This is a genomic window from Brevundimonas faecalis (assembly GCF_040549405.1).
In the GTDB taxonomy this organism is placed as follows: Bacteria; Pseudomonadota; Alphaproteobacteria; order Caulobacterales; family Caulobacteraceae; genus Brevundimonas; species Brevundimonas faecalis.
Map to the genome: position 1 here is coordinate 137,447 of NZ_JBEPTF010000006.1, position 16,732 is coordinate 154,178.

A 16,732-nucleotide genomic window follows, 5' to 3' on the forward strand; every position below is an offset into this window, starting at 1 on the left:
GAAACTTTAAAGGCTTAGCTTGCCGCGCTCGGCGAAGGGCCGGGTCTTCTGGGAGGATGAAACATGTTCACTCACGTCACGCTCGGCGCCAACGACGTCGAGGCGTCGCGCAAATTCTATGACGCGGTGCTCGGCGCCCTGGGCCATCAGCCCGGCGTGCCCAGCGAGGTGCCCATGCCCGGCGTCTGGTACATGACGCCGCGCGGCATGCTAGGCGTGGTCACGCCGCGCGACGGTCAGGCCGCCTGCCACGCCAACGGCGGCACCATCGGCTTCGCAGCGCCGAACCCGGAAGCCGTCATCGCCTTCGCCGAGGCCGGGGTTGCGGCGGGCGGCGTGGCCATCGAGGATCCGGCGGGTCCGCGCAGCACGGCGTTCGGCGTCATGCACCTGGCCTATCTGCGCGATCCGTCGGGCAACAAGGTCTGCGCCGTTCACCGGGCGAGCTGAGGATTGAAGCGATGAAGACGAAGGCGGCGGCGTGGGCGGGGCTGGCGACGATCGGGCTGTCCCTGGGATTGGCCGCATGCGATCGTGCCGGCGGCAGGTCCGACGCGCCGCCTTCGGCTTCGGCTCCGGCGGAAGCCTGGGCCGGCAAGGACGTGGTCCTCTATCTGCCCGATCCCGTCATGAAGAAGCGGGTCGAGGTCTCGGTCCTGTCGCCCTATGTGCAGGCGGCGGGGACGGCGGCCGAGGGCGCCGTGCGCGCCGCGCCGGTTCAGCCCGGCGCCTCGGGCATGCTGCTGCTGATGGTCAAGCCGGGCGGACGGGCCAGGGCCTGGGTCGTCACCGGCGAACCGGCGCCTTCGCCTGAAACCGTCGCGGCCGTGGTCAAGGCGGTCGAGTCCCTGCCTGCGCCCGCCGTGCGCGAGGGACCGATTCTGGTCGGGATCGGCTTCGACGCCTGGGGCGGCGGCCCTCCGCCCGCCGGGGCCAGCCCGCCGATCCCGCGCGACTGGTATGGGCATTTTGCGAAGGACGGCGGCCTGCTGGACGACGCCTTCATGGCCCGCGTCTGGCCCGACTGATCGGAGTTTGAGTTGATGGAAACGATCAAGAGCCACATCGTCTACGGCGGGACCCTGCGCTATCTGAAGCACGACAGCGCGACCACCGGCACGTCCATGACCCTGTCGGTCTTCGTTCCGGCAGGCGAAGGCCCGTTCCCGGTCCTGATCTGGCTGTCGGGCCTGACCTGCACCGAGGACAATTTCACGACCAAGGCTGGGGCCTACAAGGCCGCCGCCAAGCACGGCGTCATCATCGTCGCGCCGGACACCTCGCCGCGCGGCGAGGGCGTGGCCGACGACCCCGCCTATGATATGGGCCAGGGCGCGGGCTTCTATATCGACGCGACGCAGGCGCCCTGGACGCCGCATTTCCGCATGGAATCCTATGTCGTGGGCGAGTTGATCGCCCTGATCGACGCCGGGTTCCCGACCACCGGGACGCGCTCCGTCTTCGGCCACTCCATGGGCGGACATGGGGCGCTGACGCTGGCCTTGCGTCATCCCGAACTGTTCCGGTCGGTCTCGGCCTTCGCGCCGATTTCGTCGCCGACCCGCTGTCCCTGGGGCGAGAAAGCCTTCAGCGCCTATCTGGGGGCGGACCGCGCGGCGTGGGCCGGGCACGACGCGGCCTTGCTGATCGAAGGCGGGGCTGCGACCGGCGTCTATGACGACATCCTGGTGGATCAGGGCGAGGCCGATCCCTTCCTGGTCGAGCAGCTGAAGCCGGAACTGCTGAAAGCGGCGGCGGAAAAGGCGGGGCAGGGGCTGACCCTGCGCATGCAGCCGGGCTATGATCACTCCTACTTCTTCATGGCCAGCTTCGTGGACGACCACGTGGCCTTCCATGCGACCCGCCTGAAAGCCTGAGACTTCAATGACCGACGCCGCCCCGAACTTCGACCACGTGGACTTCGACGCCCTGTTCGCCGCCCTGTGCAGCGAGGTCGGTTTCTGCCTGCATGAAAAGGGTCAGAAGAAGGTGGTCGAGGCCCTGCCGCGCGGCCTGGACGCCGCGATGAAGGCGGTTCTGGCGGCCGAAGGCGTGGACGAACCGAATGCTCCGGGGGACCTGAAGAAGGCCGTGCGCGACTGTATCAAGAGCCACGTCCAGAAGGACTGATCCTCTTTCTTCCCCAGCATGGATGAAACTTCATCCGCTGAAGCCTTGCGGGCGGCGAAGGCTCCGCTAGCATCCGCGCCAAAATCGCTTTGGAGGGAAGCTCATGATGGATCGTCGCAAGCTGTTGATGTCGGTCGCCGCGGGAGGGGCCCTGGCCGCCGTCGGCCCGGTTCGCGCCCTGGCCCAGACCGCCGCCGCGCCCGCCGCCGGGGCCGCCTCGGCCCAGTTCCTGGCCCTGTTGGACAAGATCGCGCAGGAGATGATCCTGTCGGATCCAGAGACCCTGACCATGCTGGGCATGGATCGCGGGCCGATGGCGCAGGCGCGCTTCAAGCTGAGCGACCGGTCCCAGGCCAAGGTCGACGCCGACAAGGTCAAGTTCACCGACGCCATGAAGGCGGTGAAGGCCATCGACCGCAAGGCCTTGGGCACGGACGAACAGGTCTACTACGACACCCTGGAGTTCTTCGGCGACACGGTGATGGACGGCTACCGCTTCCCTTACGGCGGCGGCTTCTCGCCCTCGCCCTATGTCGTCAGCCAACTGGGCGGCGCCTATCAGCAGATCCCCGACTTCCTGGACAGCCAGCACCGCCTCGACACGCCGGACGACGCCGAGGCCTATCTGTCGCGTCTGTCCGACTTCGCCAAGGGGCTGGACGACGAGCGGGCGCGGATGCAGGCCGAGTTCGCGGCCGGGGCCGTGCCGCCGGACTTCGTCATCGACCGCACCCTGACCCAGATGGGCGCCATCACCGGCACGCCCGCGGCCGACTCGGTCATGACCCGGTCCCTGGCGCGCAGGACGGCGGCGAACAATATTCCGGGCGAGTGGGCCGCGAAGGCCCAGGCCATCCTGACCAACGAGGTCTATCCGGCCATACAGCGCCAGGCTGACGCCCTGAAGGCCGTGCGTCCGAACGCGACCCATGACGGCGGCGTCTGGCGTCTGCCGGACGGCGAGGCCTACTACCGCTTCGGGCTGAAATACTACACCACCTCCTCGATGACGCCGGACGAGGTGCATCAGATGGGTCTGGAACAGGTGGCCGAAATCTCGGCCCGCACCGACGCCCTGCTGAAGGCGCAGGGAATGACCCAGGGCTCGGTCGGCGCCCGCGTCGCTGCGCTCGGCAAGGATCCGCGCTTCCTCTACCCGAACACGGACGCCGCCAAGGAAGAGCTGATCAAGGAACTGAACGCCCAGATGGTCGCCATCCAGGCGCGCATGCCGGAATACTTCGGCCGCCTGCCCAAGTCGCCGTGCGACATCAAGCGCGTGCCGGTCGCGATCGAGGCCGGTGCGCCGGGCGGATATTACCAGTCGCCGGCCTTGGACGGCTCGCGTCCGGGCGCCTACTACATCAATCTGCGCGACACGGCCGAATGGCCCAAGTGGACCCTGCCGACCCTGACCTATCACGAGGCGGTTCCGGGCCACCACTTCCAGATCGCCCTGCAGCAGGAGAAGCCGGACACCCCGCTGTTGATGAAGGTCATGGGCTTCTCGGCCTACTCCGAGGGCTGGGGCCTGTACGCCGAGCAACTGGCGGACGAGATCGGCGCCTATGAGAACGACCCCTTCGGCCAGATCGGCTATCTGCAGTCGCTGATGTTCCGCGCCGCGCGCCTGGTCGTGGACTCCGGCTTGCACCACAAGCGCTGGAGCCGCGAACAGGGCATCCGCTACATGGTCGACACTCTGGGCGACCAGGAATCTAGCATCGCCACCGAGGTCGAGCGCTACTGCGTCTGGCCGGGCCAGGCGTCCAGCTACAAGGTCGGCCACACCACCTGGGTCCGCCTGCGTGAAGACGCCAAGCGCCGCCTGGGCGCCCGCTTCGACATCAAGGGCTTCCACGACACGGGCCTGAACCTGGGCGGCGTGCCGCTGACGGTTCTGGAGCGTGCGATGAACGCCTGGACCCCCGCCTGACCGTTTGAAGGCGACGGGCGCGCCGGCCCGATGTGCATGCGTAGCGGGAGGCGTCCGGCGCGGCGCCGCCCGTTCGGAAGGGTATCCTGATGATCGATCGCCGCAGTCTTCTGCTGTCCGCCGCCGCCACGGCCGCTGTTTCGCCGGGCCTGGCCCAGGCGGCCGTCGCTGAAGACGCCGACGGTCGCCTGAACGCCCTTCTGGACGGCTGGTTCGAGGCCGACATCGACGAGGCCCCGGAATATGCGACCAACCTGGGCCTGGATCGCGGCGCCCGCGCCGGCCTGGCGTCGAAGCTGAGCGAGGCCGGCCCCGCCGCCATCCGCAAGGACCGCGACAAGGCGATCAACCGTTGGGCCATGCTGCGCGCCTTCGACCAGACAGGCCTGTCCCAGGCGGGCGCCTTGAACTACGCCATCGCCGCCTTCGGGCGCGAGACGGCGGCCGAGACGGCTCGCTTCGCCTATGGCGCCGGGCCGGGCCGTCCGTCGCCCTATGTCGTGACCCAGTTGTCGGGCGCCTATTTCGAGACGCCGGACTTCATGGACAACCAGCACCGCATCGAGGACGCGGCGGGCGCCGACGCCTTCCTGTCGCGCCTGGACGCCTTCGCCGGGGTGCTGGACGGCGAGACGGACAAGGTGCGCGAGGACGCCGGGCTGGGCGTCGTCCCGCCCGACTTCATCATCGACCGCATGCTGCCGCAGATCCGCGCGCTGCGCGACGCCTCGGCCGCCGACATGGCCATGATCAAGTCACTGGCGCGCAAGACCGCCGCCCTGAACCTGACGGGTTATGAGGCGCGCGCGGCCGCCATCGTGGACCAGAAGGTCAAACCCGCCCTGGCGCGCCAGGTCGAGGCGCTGGAGAAGATCCGCCCGAGCGCCGTCCATGACGCGGGCGTCTGGCGCCTGCCTGACGGCGAGGCCTTCTACGCGGCCGGGCTGAAGTCCAACACCACCACCACCCTGAGCGCCGCCGAAATCCACCGGATGGGCCGTGAGCAGGTGGCCGAGATCAGCGCCGAGATCGACGCCATCCTGAAGTCGCAGGGCTATACGCAGGGAACCGTGGGCGAACGCGTCCAGGCCCTGAACAAGGACCCGGCCCAGCTCTTCCCCAATACGGATGCGGGCAAGGAGGAACTGCTGGTCTGGCTGAACCAACTGGTCGCCCAGTTGGAGCCGAAACTGCCGACGGTCTTCGGGCGCTTGCCGAAGTCGCATGTCGAGATCCGGCGCGTGCCTGTGTCGATCCAGTCGGGCGCGCCGGGCGGATATTATCAGGGGCCGCCGCTGGATGGGTCGCGACCCGGCGCCTACTACATCAACCTGCGTGACAGCGGGAACTGGCCCCGGTTCGCCCTGCCGACCCTGACCTATCACGAGGCCTCGCCGGGCCATCACCTGCAGGTGGCGCTGCAGCGCGAGTCGGGCGAACTGCCGCAATGGCGTCGGGCCAGCGGCTTCTCGGCCTATAACGAGGGCTGGGCGCTGTACGCCGAGGCGGTGGCGGCCAACGACCTGAACGTCTACGCCGACAATCCCCTGGGCCGCGTCGGCTTCCTGATGTCCTATCTGTTCCGGGCGGTGCGCCTGGTGGTCGACACCGGCATCCATCATGAGCGCTGGAGCCGCGAACAGGCGGTCGAGTACATGGCGGCCTCGGGCGCCAAACCGCTGGACGCCTCCAACAGCGAGATCAATCGCTATTCCGTCTGGCCGGGCCAGGCCTGCGCCTACAAGGTCGGCCACACGGTCATCGCCCGCCTGCGCAAGGAGGCGGAGGCCAAGTCGGGCTTCGACCTGCGCGCCTTCCACGACAAGGTGCTGGTGAACGGTTCCCTGCCGCTGGCGGTGCTGGAAGCCCAGATGCGGCGCTGACGCGCAACTGAGCCCTGAAACGAAAGACGGCCCGGACGTTCGCGCGTCCGGGCCGTTTTCATGTCCGGCGTCGCGGTGCGGTCAGATCGCCGCGCGCCAGGTGGTCGGCCACAGTTCCTGGGGCACGGCCGTGCAGCTCGGCATGGTCTTCTCGTCCAGCAGGGCGAAGCCTTCGCCGGTCCAGGCCCAGGTTCCCATGCGGCCGCAGTCGCCGATTCCGCGTCCCCGACCGAAGGCGAACAGGGTGCGGCTTTTGGGCTCATAGCGGCTGTTGACCAGTTCCTCTTCGCTGCCGTTCGCCGTGGGGAAGCTGACCAACCGGGGCGCGGTCCCGTCCGCCGGGGTGATGAAATAGACCTGGTTGAAGTTGTAGGCGCCCTCGCCGCAGGGGACGCTCCACAACAGTTTGTCCTGGGCCAGGCGGGACACTTCGATATCCGGGTCGAACCGTTCGCCCGTGCGAGACTCGGCCAGGCACTCCTTCACCTTGGGGTGGGCCAGGAGGGCGGGCGACAGGTCGTCCTGCACCAGGCCGTTCTGGGAGACGGCGGCGGCGATGACGACGCGCGGCGCGGCGGGGACGGCGGGCACGCTGGAGGCCGGGCGGTCGCCGCGACGGATCAGGGCGGTGGTCGTGCCCAGTCGTCCCTGACGCTCGTCGATCCACAGGAAGGCGGCGGCGGCCCCGCCCAGGCTGACCCTAATCTGCTTGTCGCCGCGTCTGACGGCCACGGAGGAGCCGTTCCCCAGGTCCTGCAGCAGCTGGGCCGAAGGCGTCTTGAAGGCGATGACGTCGCCTTCCTCATCCATCTTGGTGTTCTCGCCCGCATAGCGGCGACCGTCGATGACGGCGTGAACCGAACCCTCGCCGTCTTCCAGACCCCAGCCGCCCATATGGACCACGGGGCGGGCGTCCGGACCGGGGTCCAGGGTGACCAGGACGAAGCCCATGTGGTTCGCGCCCGGGCCGAAGGCCACGCAGTGGTTGGTGTTGTCGCAGGTCGCGGTCCAGTCGCGGAAGTCGCGTGTCACGCTGGGCGGATTGGCGACGGCGGCCTGGACGGCGGGAGCGGCGGCCGGTTCAGCGGCGGCGGCCTGCGCCGCCGGGGTTTCCGACGTGGCCGCGGCCTTTGGATTCTTGCAGGCGACGAGCGCGAGGGGGAGGAGGGCGACGGAGGCGGCGAACCGCAGGCGGCTAAGCGTCATCAGGCGTTCCATGCGTCTTGATCGATCGGCGACGGTAAGCGTAGCCGTGAATAGGGCAAGCGGGCGAGCGGCCGTTTCGTTCCGGCTTTTCCGCCTCGGCGTTTTCGCGACGGCCATGCGGCTTTCGTCCCCTTTGCGCCCGCGCTCGCGTCTCGCTATATGCCCTGCACCGAATTCCTTCCCTGAGAGACAGAGGCGTAAGCATGGCCAAGATCAAGGTCGCCAACCCCATCGTGGACATCGACGGCGACGAGATGACCCGGATCATCTGGCAGATGATCAAGGACAAGCTGGTCTTCCCCTATCTGGACCTGGACCTCGACTACTACGACCTCGGCATGGAAAACCGCGACGCCACCGACGACCAGGTGACGATCGACGCGGCCAAGGCCATCCAGAAGCACGGCGTCGGCGTCAAGTGCGCCACCATCACCCCGGACGAGGCCCGGGTGAAGGAATTCGGCCTGAAGAAGATGTGGAAGTCGCCGAACGGCACCATCCGCAACATCCTGGGCGGCGTCGTCTTCCGCGAGCCGATCATCTGCTCGAACGTGCCGCGCCTGGTGCCCGGCTGGACCCAGCCGATCGTCGTCGGCCGCCACGCCTTCGGCGACCAGTACAAGGCCACGGACTTCCTGGTTCCCGGTCCCGGCAAGCTGACGATCAAGTTCCAGGGCGAAGACGGCCAGGTCATCGAGCACGAAGTGTTCGACTTCCCGTCGTCGGGCGTGGCCATGGGCATGTACAACCTGGACGACTCGATCACCGAGTTCGCCCGCGCCAGCTTCTCGTTCGGCCTGCAGCGCAACTTCCCAGTCTATCTGTCGACCAAGAACACCATCCTGAAAGCCTATGACGGCCGTTTCAAGGACATCTTCCAGAAGGTGTTCGACGAAGAGTTCGCCGCTGAGTTCAAGGCCAAGGGCCTGACCTATGAGCACCGTCTGATCGACGACATGGTGGCCGCGGCCATCAAGTGGTCGGGCGGTTTCGTCTGGGCGTGCAAGAACTATGACGGCGACGTGCAGTCGGACGTCGTCGCCCAGGGCTTCGGCTCGCTGGGCCTGATGACCTCGGTGCTGATGACGCCGGACGGCAAGGTGCTGGAATCGGAAGCCGCCCACGGCACCGTGACCCGTCACTATCGCCAGCATCAGAAGGGCGAGGCCACCTCGACCAACTCGATCGCCTCGATCTACGCCTGGACGCGCGGCTTCTCGCACCGCGCCAAGCTGGACGACAACGCCGAACTGGCCGAATTCGCCGCCACCCTGGAACGCGTCGTGGTCGAGACCGTCGAGGCGGGCTTCATGACCAAGGACCTGGCCCTGCTGGTCGGCGATCAGCAGTCCTGGCTGACCACTGAAGGCTTCCTGGACAAGGTGTCCGAGAACCTGAAGAAGGCTCTGCCGGGCATCGGCTGAGGTTAGGCGCGACCTCGCGTTCAAGCAGCGCGAAGCGCGTTAGCGCACCAACCGCGCTCAAGCAGCGCGAAGCGCGGTAGCGCACCAAGAACAAGGCCCGTCGGATATTTCCGGCGGGCTTTTTTCGTTCCTGGACCTGCGTGAAAACCCGCCATTGAGCCCAGGCTCGAACCATGTCCTTATGAAGGTTAAGGGTTTTCGGCGTCGTGTCGTCATCCCGTCGCGTTCGTAAGGCAGGGGAGGGCCCATGAACCGTAAACTGATGATCCGCCTGGGGATTGGGGCGGCGGGGCTGTTCGTCGCGGCCTATGGTCTTTCGCCCCTGCTGGCGGCGAAGTCCCTGGTGCAGGCGGCCAAGGCGGGGGACGAAACGGCGCTGGAGCGCAAGGTCGACTTTCCGGCCTTCCGGCAGAGCCTGAAGGACGAACTGAACGCCCAGATGATGGCCGAGATGCGCAAGGAGGCGAAGGCCAAGGGCGACGACGGCCTAGCCGCGCTGGGCATGCTGCTGGGACCGGCCATCGTGGGCGGGGCGGTGGACGTCTTCGTCACGCCCCAGGCCATATCCATGATGGTCAAGGAAGGCCAGGCGCCGGGGCCGGACTTGGCCAGGTCGGCCGTCTCGCCGCCGAAGCCCAAGGACGCGGAAAAGGTGCGTCAGTCCTGGGGTTATCGCGACCTGGACACCTTCGCCGTCACCCTGACCAAGGAGGACAAGCCGGACGAGAAGATCGCCCTGCTGATGAAGCGTCGGAACCTGTTCAGCTGGAAGCTGGCGGCGGCGGACCTGGGCGATCCGGAGTGAAGAGGGAGGGCTGAAGTCAGCCGAAGAAAAAGGGCGGCGCATCCGATGCGCCGCCCTTTCCTGTCTGGGGTTGTAGAGCGATCAGCCCTTCAGGGCCGCCCGGACGGCGTTCAGGCCCTCTTCTGCCTTGGAGCCGTCGGGGGCGCCGCCTTGGGCGAAGTCGGGCTTGCCGCCGGCGCCCTGGCCGCCCATGGCGATGACGGCCGCGCGGGCCAGGTCGGCCGCATTGACCTTGCCGGCCAGATCGCTGGTGGCGGCGACCGTGACCGCCGCCTTGCCGTCCGTCACGCCGACCAGGGCGACGACGCCCGTGCCGACCTGCTTGCGGAAGTCCTCGGCCACGCCGCGCAGGCCCTTGCCATCGACGCCGTCCAGGACGCGGGCGATCAGCTTGACGCCGTTGATCTCTTCCGGCGCGGCGTTGGCGCTGGAGCCGCCGAGGGCCAGTTGCTTCTTCAGGTCGGCGACCTGCTTCTCCAGAGCCTTGCGCTCGGCGCTCAGGGCCTCGACGCGGGCCGGAACCTCGGCGGGCTGGATCTTGAAGCCCTGGGCCAGTTGGCGGGCGACATTGGCCTGATCCAGCAGGAAGCGGCGGGCCGCCTCCCCGGTCAGGGCCTCGACCCGGCGCACGCCGGCGGCGACGCCGCCCTCGGAGACGATCTTGAACAGGGCGATGTCGCCGGTGCGGAAGACGTGGGTGCCGCCGCACAGTTCGACCGAATAGGCCCCTTGCCCGGTCAGGGCGCGGCCGATGGTCAGGACGCGGACCTCGTCGCCGTACTTCTCGCCGAACAGGGCCACGGCGCCGGCCGCGATGGCGGCGTCGGGCGTCATCAGTTCGGTGGTGACCGGGACGTTCTGGCGGATGACCGCGTTCACCTCGTCCTCGACGCGGGCGATCTCCTCGTCCGTCATCGGGGCGTTGTGGCTGAAGTCGAAGCGCATGCGGTCGGCGTCGACCATCTGGCCCTTCTGGGCCACGTGCGGGCCCAGGACGTTCTTCACGGCGGCGTGGAACAGGTGGGCGGCCGAGTGGTTGGCGCGGGTCGTGGGGCGCGAGCCCGGCTCGACCGTGGCGGTCACGACCGCGCCGGTCGCCAGCGAACCCTTGGTCACCTCAAGCGTGTGAACGTGCAGGTCGCCGCCGTGCTTCTTGGTGTCCAGGACGCGGCCTTCGCCGCCGTTCCAGACGAAGACGCCCTTGTCGCCCGCCTGGCCGCCGCCTTCGCCGTAGAAGGGGGTCTGGTTCAGAAGGACCTCGACCGTTTCGCCGGTTGCGGCCGAGGCGGCTTCCTCGCCGTCCTTGACGACGGCCAGGACCTTGCCCTCGCTGGTCTCGGACTCATAGCCGGTGAAGGCGGTGGCGCCGTGCTGGTCGCGCAGGGCCAGCCAGGCCCCGGCCGAAGCCGTCTGGCCCGAGCCCTTCCAGTGCTCGCGCGAGCGGTCACGCTGCTCGGCCATGGCGGTCTCGAAACCGTCGACATTGACGCTGAAGCCGCGACGGCGGGCTTCGTCCTGCGTCAGGTCCAGAGGGAAGCCGTAGGTGTCATAGAGGGTGAAGGCGGTCTGGCCGTCCAGCATGTCGCCGGCCTTGAAGCCGGTCGTGGCCTGATCGAACAGGTTCATGCCGCGGCCCAGGGTGGTGCGGAAGCGGATCTCTTCCTGCTTCAGCGTGTCCTCGATGAAGGCCTGGGCGCGGCCCAGTTCCGGATAGGCCTCGCCCATTTCCTGGACCAGGGTCGGCACCAGACGGTGCATCAGCGGGTCCTGGGCGCCCAGCAGGTGGGCGTGACGCATGGCGCGGCGCATGATGCGGCGCAGGACGTAGCCCCGGCCCTCGTTCGACGGGGTCACGCCGTCGGCGATCAGGAAGGCGGTCGAGCGCAGGTGGTCGGCGATGACGCGGTGCGACGGCGCGCGCTCGCCTTCGGCCTTCGTGCTGGTCAGTTCTTCCGAGGCGTTGATCAGGCTCTTGAACAGGTCGACTTCATAGTTGGAGTGGACGCCCTGCAGGACGGCGGCGATGCGCTCCAGACCCATGCCGGTATCGACGCTGGGCTTGGGAAGGTCGCGAACGATCTCGTCGTTCTCCTTCTCGTACTGCATGAAGACGTTGTTCCAGATCTCCACGAAGCGGTCGCCGTCTTCATCGGGGCTTCCGGGAGGACCGCCGAAGATGTGGTCGCCGTGGTCGTAGAAGATTTCGGTGCAGGGGCCGCACGGACCGCTGTCGCCCATGGCCCAGAAGTTGTCGGCCGTGGGGATGCGGATGATCTTCTCGTCCGCGAAGCCCGTGACCTTCTTCCAGATGTCGAAGGCCTCGTCGTCGGTGTGATAGACGGTGACCAGCAGGCGCTTGGGATCGAGGCCGAACTCCTTGGTCAGCAGGCCCCAGGCGCTCTCGATGGCGTGGTCCTTGAAATAGTCGCCGAACGAGAAGTTGCCGAGCATTTCAAAGAAGGTGTGGTGACGCGCGGTGTAGCCGACGTTGTCCAGGTCGTTGTGCTTGCCGCCGGCGCGCACGCATTTCTGCGACGAGGTCGCGCGCTTGTAGGGCGGGACGGCCGCGCCGGTGAAATAGTCCTTGAACGGCACCATGCCCGCGTTGACGAACAGCAGGGTCGGGTCGTTCTGCGGCACCAGCGGAGCCGACTGCACCTTCTCGTGGCTGTCGGCCGCGAAGTAGTCGAGGAAGGTGGAGCGGATCTGTTTCAGGCTGGTCATGGGCGTATCGCTCTAAGGAAATCGGGCGCGCGGGGAGAATATCGGAACGGGCGTCATATAGGGATTTTGCGCCGAACGCATCACTCGCGCGTGATCGCGTGGGCGAGGCGGCGCTTTTCGGGCGGACGGACCCTAGTCGTGCAGGCGATGCGGCGCGACGACGACCCCGTCCGCGTCGGCATAGAGCCAGTCGCCGGGTGTGAAGATGACGCCGCCGAAGGCCGTGGGGATGTCGATCTCGCCGATGGCGTCGCGGCCGGCGCGCAGGGGGATGGTCCCGATGGCCTTGATCCCCACCGACATGGCGTCGATCACGCCGCTGTCGCGGATGGCGCCGTGGACCACGATCCCGGCCCAGCCGTTGTCGACGGCCAGCTTGGCCAGGTTGTCGCCGACCAGGGCGCGCTTCAGCGAGCCGCCGCCGTTGACCACCAGGACCGCGCCCTGGCCGGGCCGCTCCAGCGTCTGACGGACCAGGGCGTTGTCGTCCAGAACGCTCAGGGTCCGGATCGGGCCGTGGAAGCTCGCGACCTTGCCGAAGGTGCGGAACGGAATATGGCAGACCTTCACCACGTCGGGATGGGCGTCGCAGAGATCGGCGGTGGCGGTGGACATGGAAGGCTCCGTTTCGTCGAGACGGACAGCTTGCCCGGCGCAGGGCGTCGCGACCAGTGGAGCGGGAAGGAAATCGAGCAGCCTGTTCAATCCTGGTCGAGGCCGGGGGGCGCGATCGCGGAGTCTGCTGCGGATAAAAAGAGGCCCGCCCGAGGTGCTCGGGCGGGCCTGTCTCCGTCTTGCCGGGCCCCGCGGGGTCGGTAGGCGGGTCGCGGGGCGACGGACGGAGAAGATCCTGGTCGTGACGAGGAGAGGCTGATCAGCCCTCCAGGTCCTGACCCTCGTCGGGTTCGGGCGATCCCAGCATGTCGTCGGCGATCTTGGCCGTGGACTGACGCACGGCCTTTTCGATGGCGGCGGCGATGTCCGGGTTGGCCTTGAGGAACTCCTTGGCGTTCTCGCGGCCCTGGCCGATGCGGGTGGAGTCGTAGGAGAACCAGGAGCCCGACTTCTCGATGACGTTGGCCTTGACGCCCAGGTCGATGATCTCGCCGATCTTGGACACGCCCTCGCCGTACATGATGTCGAACAGCACCTCGCGGAAGGGCGGGGCGACCTTGTTCTTGACCACCTTCACCCGGGTCGAGTTGCCGACCACCTCGTCGCGGTTCTTGATCGCGCCGGTGCGGCGGATGTCGAGGCGGACCGAGGCGTAGAATTTCAGGGCATTGCCGCCCGTGGTCGTTTCCGGCGAACCGTACATGACCCCGATCTTGTGACGGATCTGGTTGATGAAGATGACGATGCACTTGGACTTGGCGATCGAGGCCGTCAGCTTGCGCAGGGCCTGCGACATCAGCCTGGCTTGAAGGCCGGGCAGGCTGTCGCCCATCTCGCCTTCGATTTCGGCGCGCGGCGTCAGGGCGGCGACCGAGTCGACCACCACGATGTCCACGGCGCCCGAGCGGACCAGGGTGTCGGTGATCTCCAGCGCCTGTTCGCCGTGATCGGGCTGGGAGACCAGCAGGTCGTCCAGGTTCACGCCCAGCTTCTGCGCATAGGCCGGGTCCAGCGCGTGTTCGGCGTCGACGAAGGCGGCCACGCCGCCAGCCTTCTGGGCTTCGGCCACGGTGTGCAGGGCGAGGGTGGTCTTGCCCGAGGATTCCGGACCGAAGATCTCGATCACCCGGCCCTTGGGCAGGCCGCCGATGCCCAGGGCCATGTCCAGGCCCAGCGAGCCGGTCGAGATGCTTTCGATCTCATTGGCGACGCCGCCCTTGCCGAGCTTCATCACCGAGCCCTTGCCGAAGGCGCGATCGATCTGCGCGATCGCCGCCTCAAGAGCGCGTTGCTTTTCGCCGTCTTCTTTACCCACGAGTTTCAAAGCCGCCTGTGCCATTGGTTTTCTCTCCCTTGCCATGATTCCATTCTGGGCTTCGGGAGAGACCCGCCAGGACCCGCTCCCTCTGTGAGACGGACTATGTGCATGGTTTGTTCTGGTTCACAAGATGTTCTCATTTGCGCCGCGAGAACAAAATGCGACCTACGACCGATATTGACGTATGAATTTCAGCGCCAGAAGGGGCGGGCGGCGCGGAAACGCGCCTCGGCCTTGACGGCGGCGGCCAGCAGGGCGGTTTCGTCTCCCTCGCGGCGGCCGATGATGCGGCCGGCGGCGAAGGCGACGACGGGATCGTTCAGCCCGCTTTCAAAGGGAATGCGGTCGCGGGCCACGGCCAGGTCATTCAAGGCGCCCAGAGTTTCCTGCACGTCTTCCAGGGTCTTCAGATAGCGCCTGCGACGTTTCTTCGAGCCCTTGCCGAACAGGTCGCCGAAGAATTCGGCTCCGTAGCGCAGCCGCTTGGCCTGGATGCGCAGGCGATGCCGCTCCTCGGCCGACATCCGCGCCAGATCGCGGCCGCGCCGCGCGATCTTGCGATGAAGACCGTCCAGGGCCTGTTTCGCGAAGGCGTCGGCCGCCTGGTCCGGCAGGGACGCAGTTTCGACCCAGATCAGGGTCTCCAGCGCCAGGCGGGCGTAACGCGACGACTGCAGGCCGGCCATGACCCGATCATAGGCCTGGGTCCGGGCGGCCAGCAGGCTGCGTCCCAGGGGCGCCAGGTCGGGAGAGGGGGCGGCCAGGGCGGCGGGATGAAAGACCTCGCGGATGAAGACGTCCAGGTCGCGCGCGACGTCGCTCTCGTGCGCCAGCCATTTCAGCTCCGCTTCGATCCGTTCGCGCCCGGGCTTGTCCAGCAGGGGTCGGAAGATCGACAGGGCGGCTCGCAACCGACGCAGGCCCACGCGCATCTGGTGCACGGCCTCGGGGCGACGCGCCGTCCGCAACAGTTCGGCGTTGGCCGAGACCTGGGCCAGGCAGGCCAGGGCGATCCGGCGAAAGGCCTCGCCCGCGCTCGCATTGGGGGACAGAGGGGCGTGGACGGCCCCGTGCGGCGCCAGACGGGCGCCCAGGGCCAGTCGACGGCCGCGTTCCGATTTGGATTCGAAGACGGGAAAGACAGGCAGATCGTCGACCAGTCGCCGCGCCAGGTCGAACAGGGCCTGACGCGGCCCGGACTTCAACTCCAGTTCCAGTTCATAGACCGGCTCTCGTCGCTCGTCGGCGGACAGTTCGCCGGCGTCGAAGGCGGCCTCGATCTCGGCCCCGTCCGTGGCGGTCAGGCGTGTTCGGCGCACGACGGCGGAGACGAAGCGGGGCGACAGGGCCTTGCGGCGGCCCTTGAGCAGTCTGTGCGCCGGGGTGTGTTTCAGGGCGGCGAGATCCAGGCCCTCCTCGACCACCGGGACCTCCCACTCGTCGCGCGCTGTCTGACCGGGGGCGATCTGGCGCTTCAAGGTCTGGACGAAGCCGTTCCGCGTCGCGCGCACCCGCAGGCTGAAGCCGGCGGCGGCCAAGGCGTCGTCCGGGGTGTCGAAATAGGTCGAGCGCAGGCGGTCCGTCGTCTGCGCTCCCTGCAGCGCCGGATGCCCCGACAGGCGCACGACGGCGCCGGGGCCGAGGCGGAACTTCAGTTCGGTTTCCGTCGAGGACGAAGCCATGGGCCTATTCTAGGCTTCTCGTCGTCATCCCGGAAGCGGCGAAGCTAGGGGGCTCAGTCCCGCGCCACCTGGAAGCCGGCGAAGGACTGGCTGACCGGCATCAGCTCCAGGGCGTTGATGTTCAGGTGGGGCGGCAGGCTCGCGACCCAGAACAGGGTCTCGGCGATGTCCTCGCCCGTCATCGGCTGGGCGCCGCCGTACAGGGTGTCCGAGGCGGCCTGATCGCCGCCGGTGCGGACGAGGGTGAACTCGGTCTCGGTCATGCCGGGCTCGATGGAGGTGACGCGCACCCCCGTGCCGTGCAGGTCGGACCGCAGGCCCAGCGAGAACTGGCGCACGAAGGCCTTGGTCCCGCCATAGGCGTTGCCGCCCTTGTAGGGATAGGTCGCGGCCACCGAACTGATGTTCAGAATGGCGCCCTTGCGCGCGATCAGGCGGGGCAGCAGGCGGCGCGTGATGGTCACCAGACCGGTGATGTTGGTGTCGATCATCTGACGCCACTGGTCCAGATCGGCGTCCTGAGCGGCGGCCGTGCCGAGCGCCAGACCGGCGTTGTTGATCAGGACGTCGATGTCGCGGAAGCCCTCGGGCAGGGCGTCCAGGGCCGCGTCGATCGCGGCCTCGTCGCGGATGTCGAAGGCGATGGGATGGACCACGTCGGCGCCCAGTTCGGCGACCAGATCATTCAGGCGCTCAGCGCGGCGGCCGGTGGCGATGATCTTCCAGCCCGCCGAGGCGAAGCGGCGCGCCGAGGCCTGTCCGATGCCGGAGGTGGCGCCGGTGATGAGGACGGTTCCGCTCATGATCTGCTCCTGTTCGCTGTCGGGGCTGTCTAGCGCCGCTACGGAATGAAAGCGATCCTCTCCTCTCCTCCCCTGCGCAGCGGGGGAGGGGGACCGCGCGCAAGCGTGGTGGAGGGGGCGAAGGTTCGGGGGACGGTGTCTAGGTGAGGATGGGCGTCGGTGGAAACGGGGTCGAGGGTCGGCGCTTGAGGTGCGCCCCCACCACC

The 16,732-nt window shown here is 67.9% G+C and carries 14 protein-coding genes; 8 read left to right on the top strand and 6 right to left on the bottom strand.

Annotated elements, in window-relative coordinates:
• Positions 1 to 63 precede the first annotated feature (63 nt).
• The 6 genes from ABIE19_RS16835 to ABIE19_RS16860 all read left to right on the top strand — a co-directional run bounded on the left by ABIE19_RS16835 (position 64) and on the right by ABIE19_RS16860 (position 5,949).
• A complete protein-coding gene (locus ABIE19_RS16835; protein WP_354090399.1) occupies positions 64 to 450 on the top strand; it encodes a VOC family protein in 387 nt (128 codons plus the stop codon).
• Positions 451 to 461: 11 nt separating this feature from the next.
• A complete protein-coding gene (locus tag ABIE19_RS16840) occupies positions 462 to 1,028 on the top strand; it encodes a hypothetical protein (protein ID WP_354090400.1) in 567 nt (188 codons plus the stop codon).
• Positions 1,029 to 1,043: 15 nt separating this feature from the next.
• Positions 1,044 to 1,877: an S-formylglutathione hydrolase gene (gene fghA / locus ABIE19_RS16845; protein ID WP_354090401.1), complete on the top strand. Its 834-nt coding sequence runs from the start codon at positions 1,044 to 1,046 to the stop codon at positions 1,875 to 1,877.
• A gap of 7 nt (positions 1,878 to 1,884) precedes the next feature.
• A complete protein-coding gene (locus tag ABIE19_RS16850; RefSeq protein WP_354090402.1) occupies positions 1,885 to 2,130 on the top strand; it encodes a hypothetical protein in 246 nt (81 codons plus the stop codon).
• Positions 2,131 to 2,233: 103 nt separating this feature from the next.
• Positions 2,234 to 4,066 (top strand): DUF885 domain-containing protein, encoded by a 1,833-nt coding sequence (locus ABIE19_RS16855; RefSeq protein WP_354090404.1) that lies wholly within the window; start codon positions 2,234 to 2,236, stop codon positions 4,064 to 4,066.
• A gap of 89 nt (positions 4,067 to 4,155) precedes the next feature.
• Positions 4,156 to 5,949 carry a DUF885 domain-containing protein gene (locus ABIE19_RS16860; protein ID WP_354090405.1) on the top strand — a complete coding sequence of 598 codons (1,794 nt, stop codon included), beginning with the start codon at positions 4,156 to 4,158 and terminating at the stop codon, positions 5,947 to 5,949.
• An 81-nt stretch (positions 5,950 to 6,030) separates the two neighbouring features.
• Here ABIE19_RS16860 and ABIE19_RS16865 read toward each other — a convergent pair whose 3' ends face one another.
• Positions 6,031 to 7,155 carry a DUF1176 domain-containing protein gene (locus ABIE19_RS16865; protein WP_354090406.1) on the bottom strand — a complete coding sequence of 375 codons (1,125 nt, stop codon included), beginning with the start codon at positions 7,153 to 7,155 and terminating at the stop codon, positions 6,031 to 6,033.
• A gap of 203 nt (positions 7,156 to 7,358) precedes the next feature.
• On the opposite strand from ABIE19_RS16865, the gene ABIE19_RS16870 reads away from it, so the two are divergent.
• Entirely contained in the window at positions 7,359 to 8,579 is a 1,221-nt protein-coding gene (locus tag ABIE19_RS16870) for an NADP-dependent isocitrate dehydrogenase (RefSeq protein ID WP_354090407.1), read from the top strand.
• Between the two features lie 247 nt (positions 8,580 to 8,826).
• Positions 8,827 to 9,384 carry a DUF2939 domain-containing protein gene (locus ABIE19_RS16875; protein WP_354090408.1) on the top strand — a complete coding sequence of 186 codons (558 nt, stop codon included), beginning with the start codon at positions 8,827 to 8,829 and terminating at the stop codon, positions 9,382 to 9,384.
• Positions 9,385 to 9,465: 81 nt separating this feature from the next.
• Here ABIE19_RS16875 and alaS read toward each other — a convergent pair whose 3' ends face one another.
• The 5 genes from alaS to ABIE19_RS16900 all read right to left on the bottom strand — a co-directional run bounded on the left by alaS (position 9,466) and on the right by ABIE19_RS16900 (position 16,526).
• Complete coding sequence (gene alaS, locus ABIE19_RS16880; protein WP_354090409.1) at positions 9,466 to 12,108, bottom strand: alanine--tRNA ligase; 2,643 nt, start codon at positions 12,106 to 12,108, stop codon at positions 9,466 to 9,468.
• A gap of 132 nt (positions 12,109 to 12,240) precedes the next feature.
• The gene (gene rraA, locus ABIE19_RS16885; protein WP_354090410.1) at positions 12,241 to 12,723 is read right to left on the bottom strand and encodes a ribonuclease E activity regulator RraA; all 483 of its coding nucleotides are present in this window, start codon (positions 12,721 to 12,723) and stop codon (positions 12,241 to 12,243) included.
• A 259-nt stretch (positions 12,724 to 12,982) separates the two neighbouring features.
• Positions 12,983 to 14,062 (bottom strand): recombinase RecA, encoded by a 1,080-nt coding sequence (gene recA, locus ABIE19_RS16890; protein WP_354090411.1) that lies wholly within the window; start codon positions 14,060 to 14,062, stop codon positions 12,983 to 12,985.
• A 170-nt stretch (positions 14,063 to 14,232) separates the two neighbouring features.
• The gene (locus ABIE19_RS16895; RefSeq protein WP_354090412.1) at positions 14,233 to 15,723 is read right to left on the bottom strand and encodes a CYTH and CHAD domain-containing protein; all 1,491 of its coding nucleotides are present in this window, start codon (positions 15,721 to 15,723) and stop codon (positions 14,233 to 14,235) included.
• Between the two features lie 53 nt (positions 15,724 to 15,776).
• Positions 15,777 to 16,526: an SDR family NAD(P)-dependent oxidoreductase gene (locus ABIE19_RS16900; protein ID WP_354090413.1), complete on the bottom strand. Its 750-nt coding sequence runs from the start codon at positions 16,524 to 16,526 to the stop codon at positions 15,777 to 15,779.
• Positions 16,527 to 16,732: the final 206 nt, after the last annotated feature.

Bases quoted from the DNA above. Each gene is read 5' to 3' on its own strand.
- fghA (WP_354090401.1), top strand. From the start codon at position 1,044: ATGGAAACGATCAAGAGCCACATCGTCTACGGCGGGACCCTGCGCTAT.
- rraA (WP_354090410.1), bottom strand. From the start codon at position 12,723: ATGTCCACCGCCACCGCCGATCTCTGCGACGCCCATCCCGACGTGGTG.
- ABIE19_RS16840 (WP_354090400.1), top strand. From the start codon at position 462: ATGAAGACGAAGGCGGCGGCGTGGGCGGGGCTGGCGACGATCGGGCTG.
- alaS (WP_354090409.1), bottom strand. From the start codon at position 12,108: ATGACCAGCCTGAAACAGATCCGCTCCACCTTCCTCGACTACTTCGCG.
- ABIE19_RS16900 (WP_354090413.1), bottom strand. From the start codon at position 16,526: ATGAGCGGAACCGTCCTCATCACCGGCGCCACCTCCGGCATCGGACAG.
- ABIE19_RS16875 (WP_354090408.1), top strand. From the start codon at position 8,827: ATGAACCGTAAACTGATGATCCGCCTGGGGATTGGGGCGGCGGGGCTG.
- ABIE19_RS16835 (WP_354090399.1), top strand. From the start codon at position 64: ATGTTCACTCACGTCACGCTCGGCGCCAACGACGTCGAGGCGTCGCGC.
- ABIE19_RS16865 (WP_354090406.1), bottom strand. From the start codon at position 7,155: ATGACGCTTAGCCGCCTGCGGTTCGCCGCCTCCGTCGCCCTCCTCCCC.
- recA (WP_354090411.1), bottom strand. From the start codon at position 14,062: ATGGCACAGGCGGCTTTGAAACTCGTGGGTAAAGAAGACGGCGAAAAG.
- ABIE19_RS16870 (WP_354090407.1), top strand. From the start codon at position 7,359: ATGGCCAAGATCAAGGTCGCCAACCCCATCGTGGACATCGACGGCGAC.
- ABIE19_RS16850 (WP_354090402.1), top strand. From the start codon at position 1,885: ATGACCGACGCCGCCCCGAACTTCGACCACGTGGACTTCGACGCCCTG.
- ABIE19_RS16860 (WP_354090405.1), top strand. From the start codon at position 4,156: ATGATCGATCGCCGCAGTCTTCTGCTGTCCGCCGCCGCCACGGCCGCT.
- ABIE19_RS16855 (WP_354090404.1), top strand. From the start codon at position 2,234: ATGATGGATCGTCGCAAGCTGTTGATGTCGGTCGCCGCGGGAGGGGCC.
- ABIE19_RS16895 (WP_354090412.1), bottom strand. From the start codon at position 15,723: ATGGCTTCGTCCTCGACGGAAACCGAACTGAAGTTCCGCCTCGGCCCC.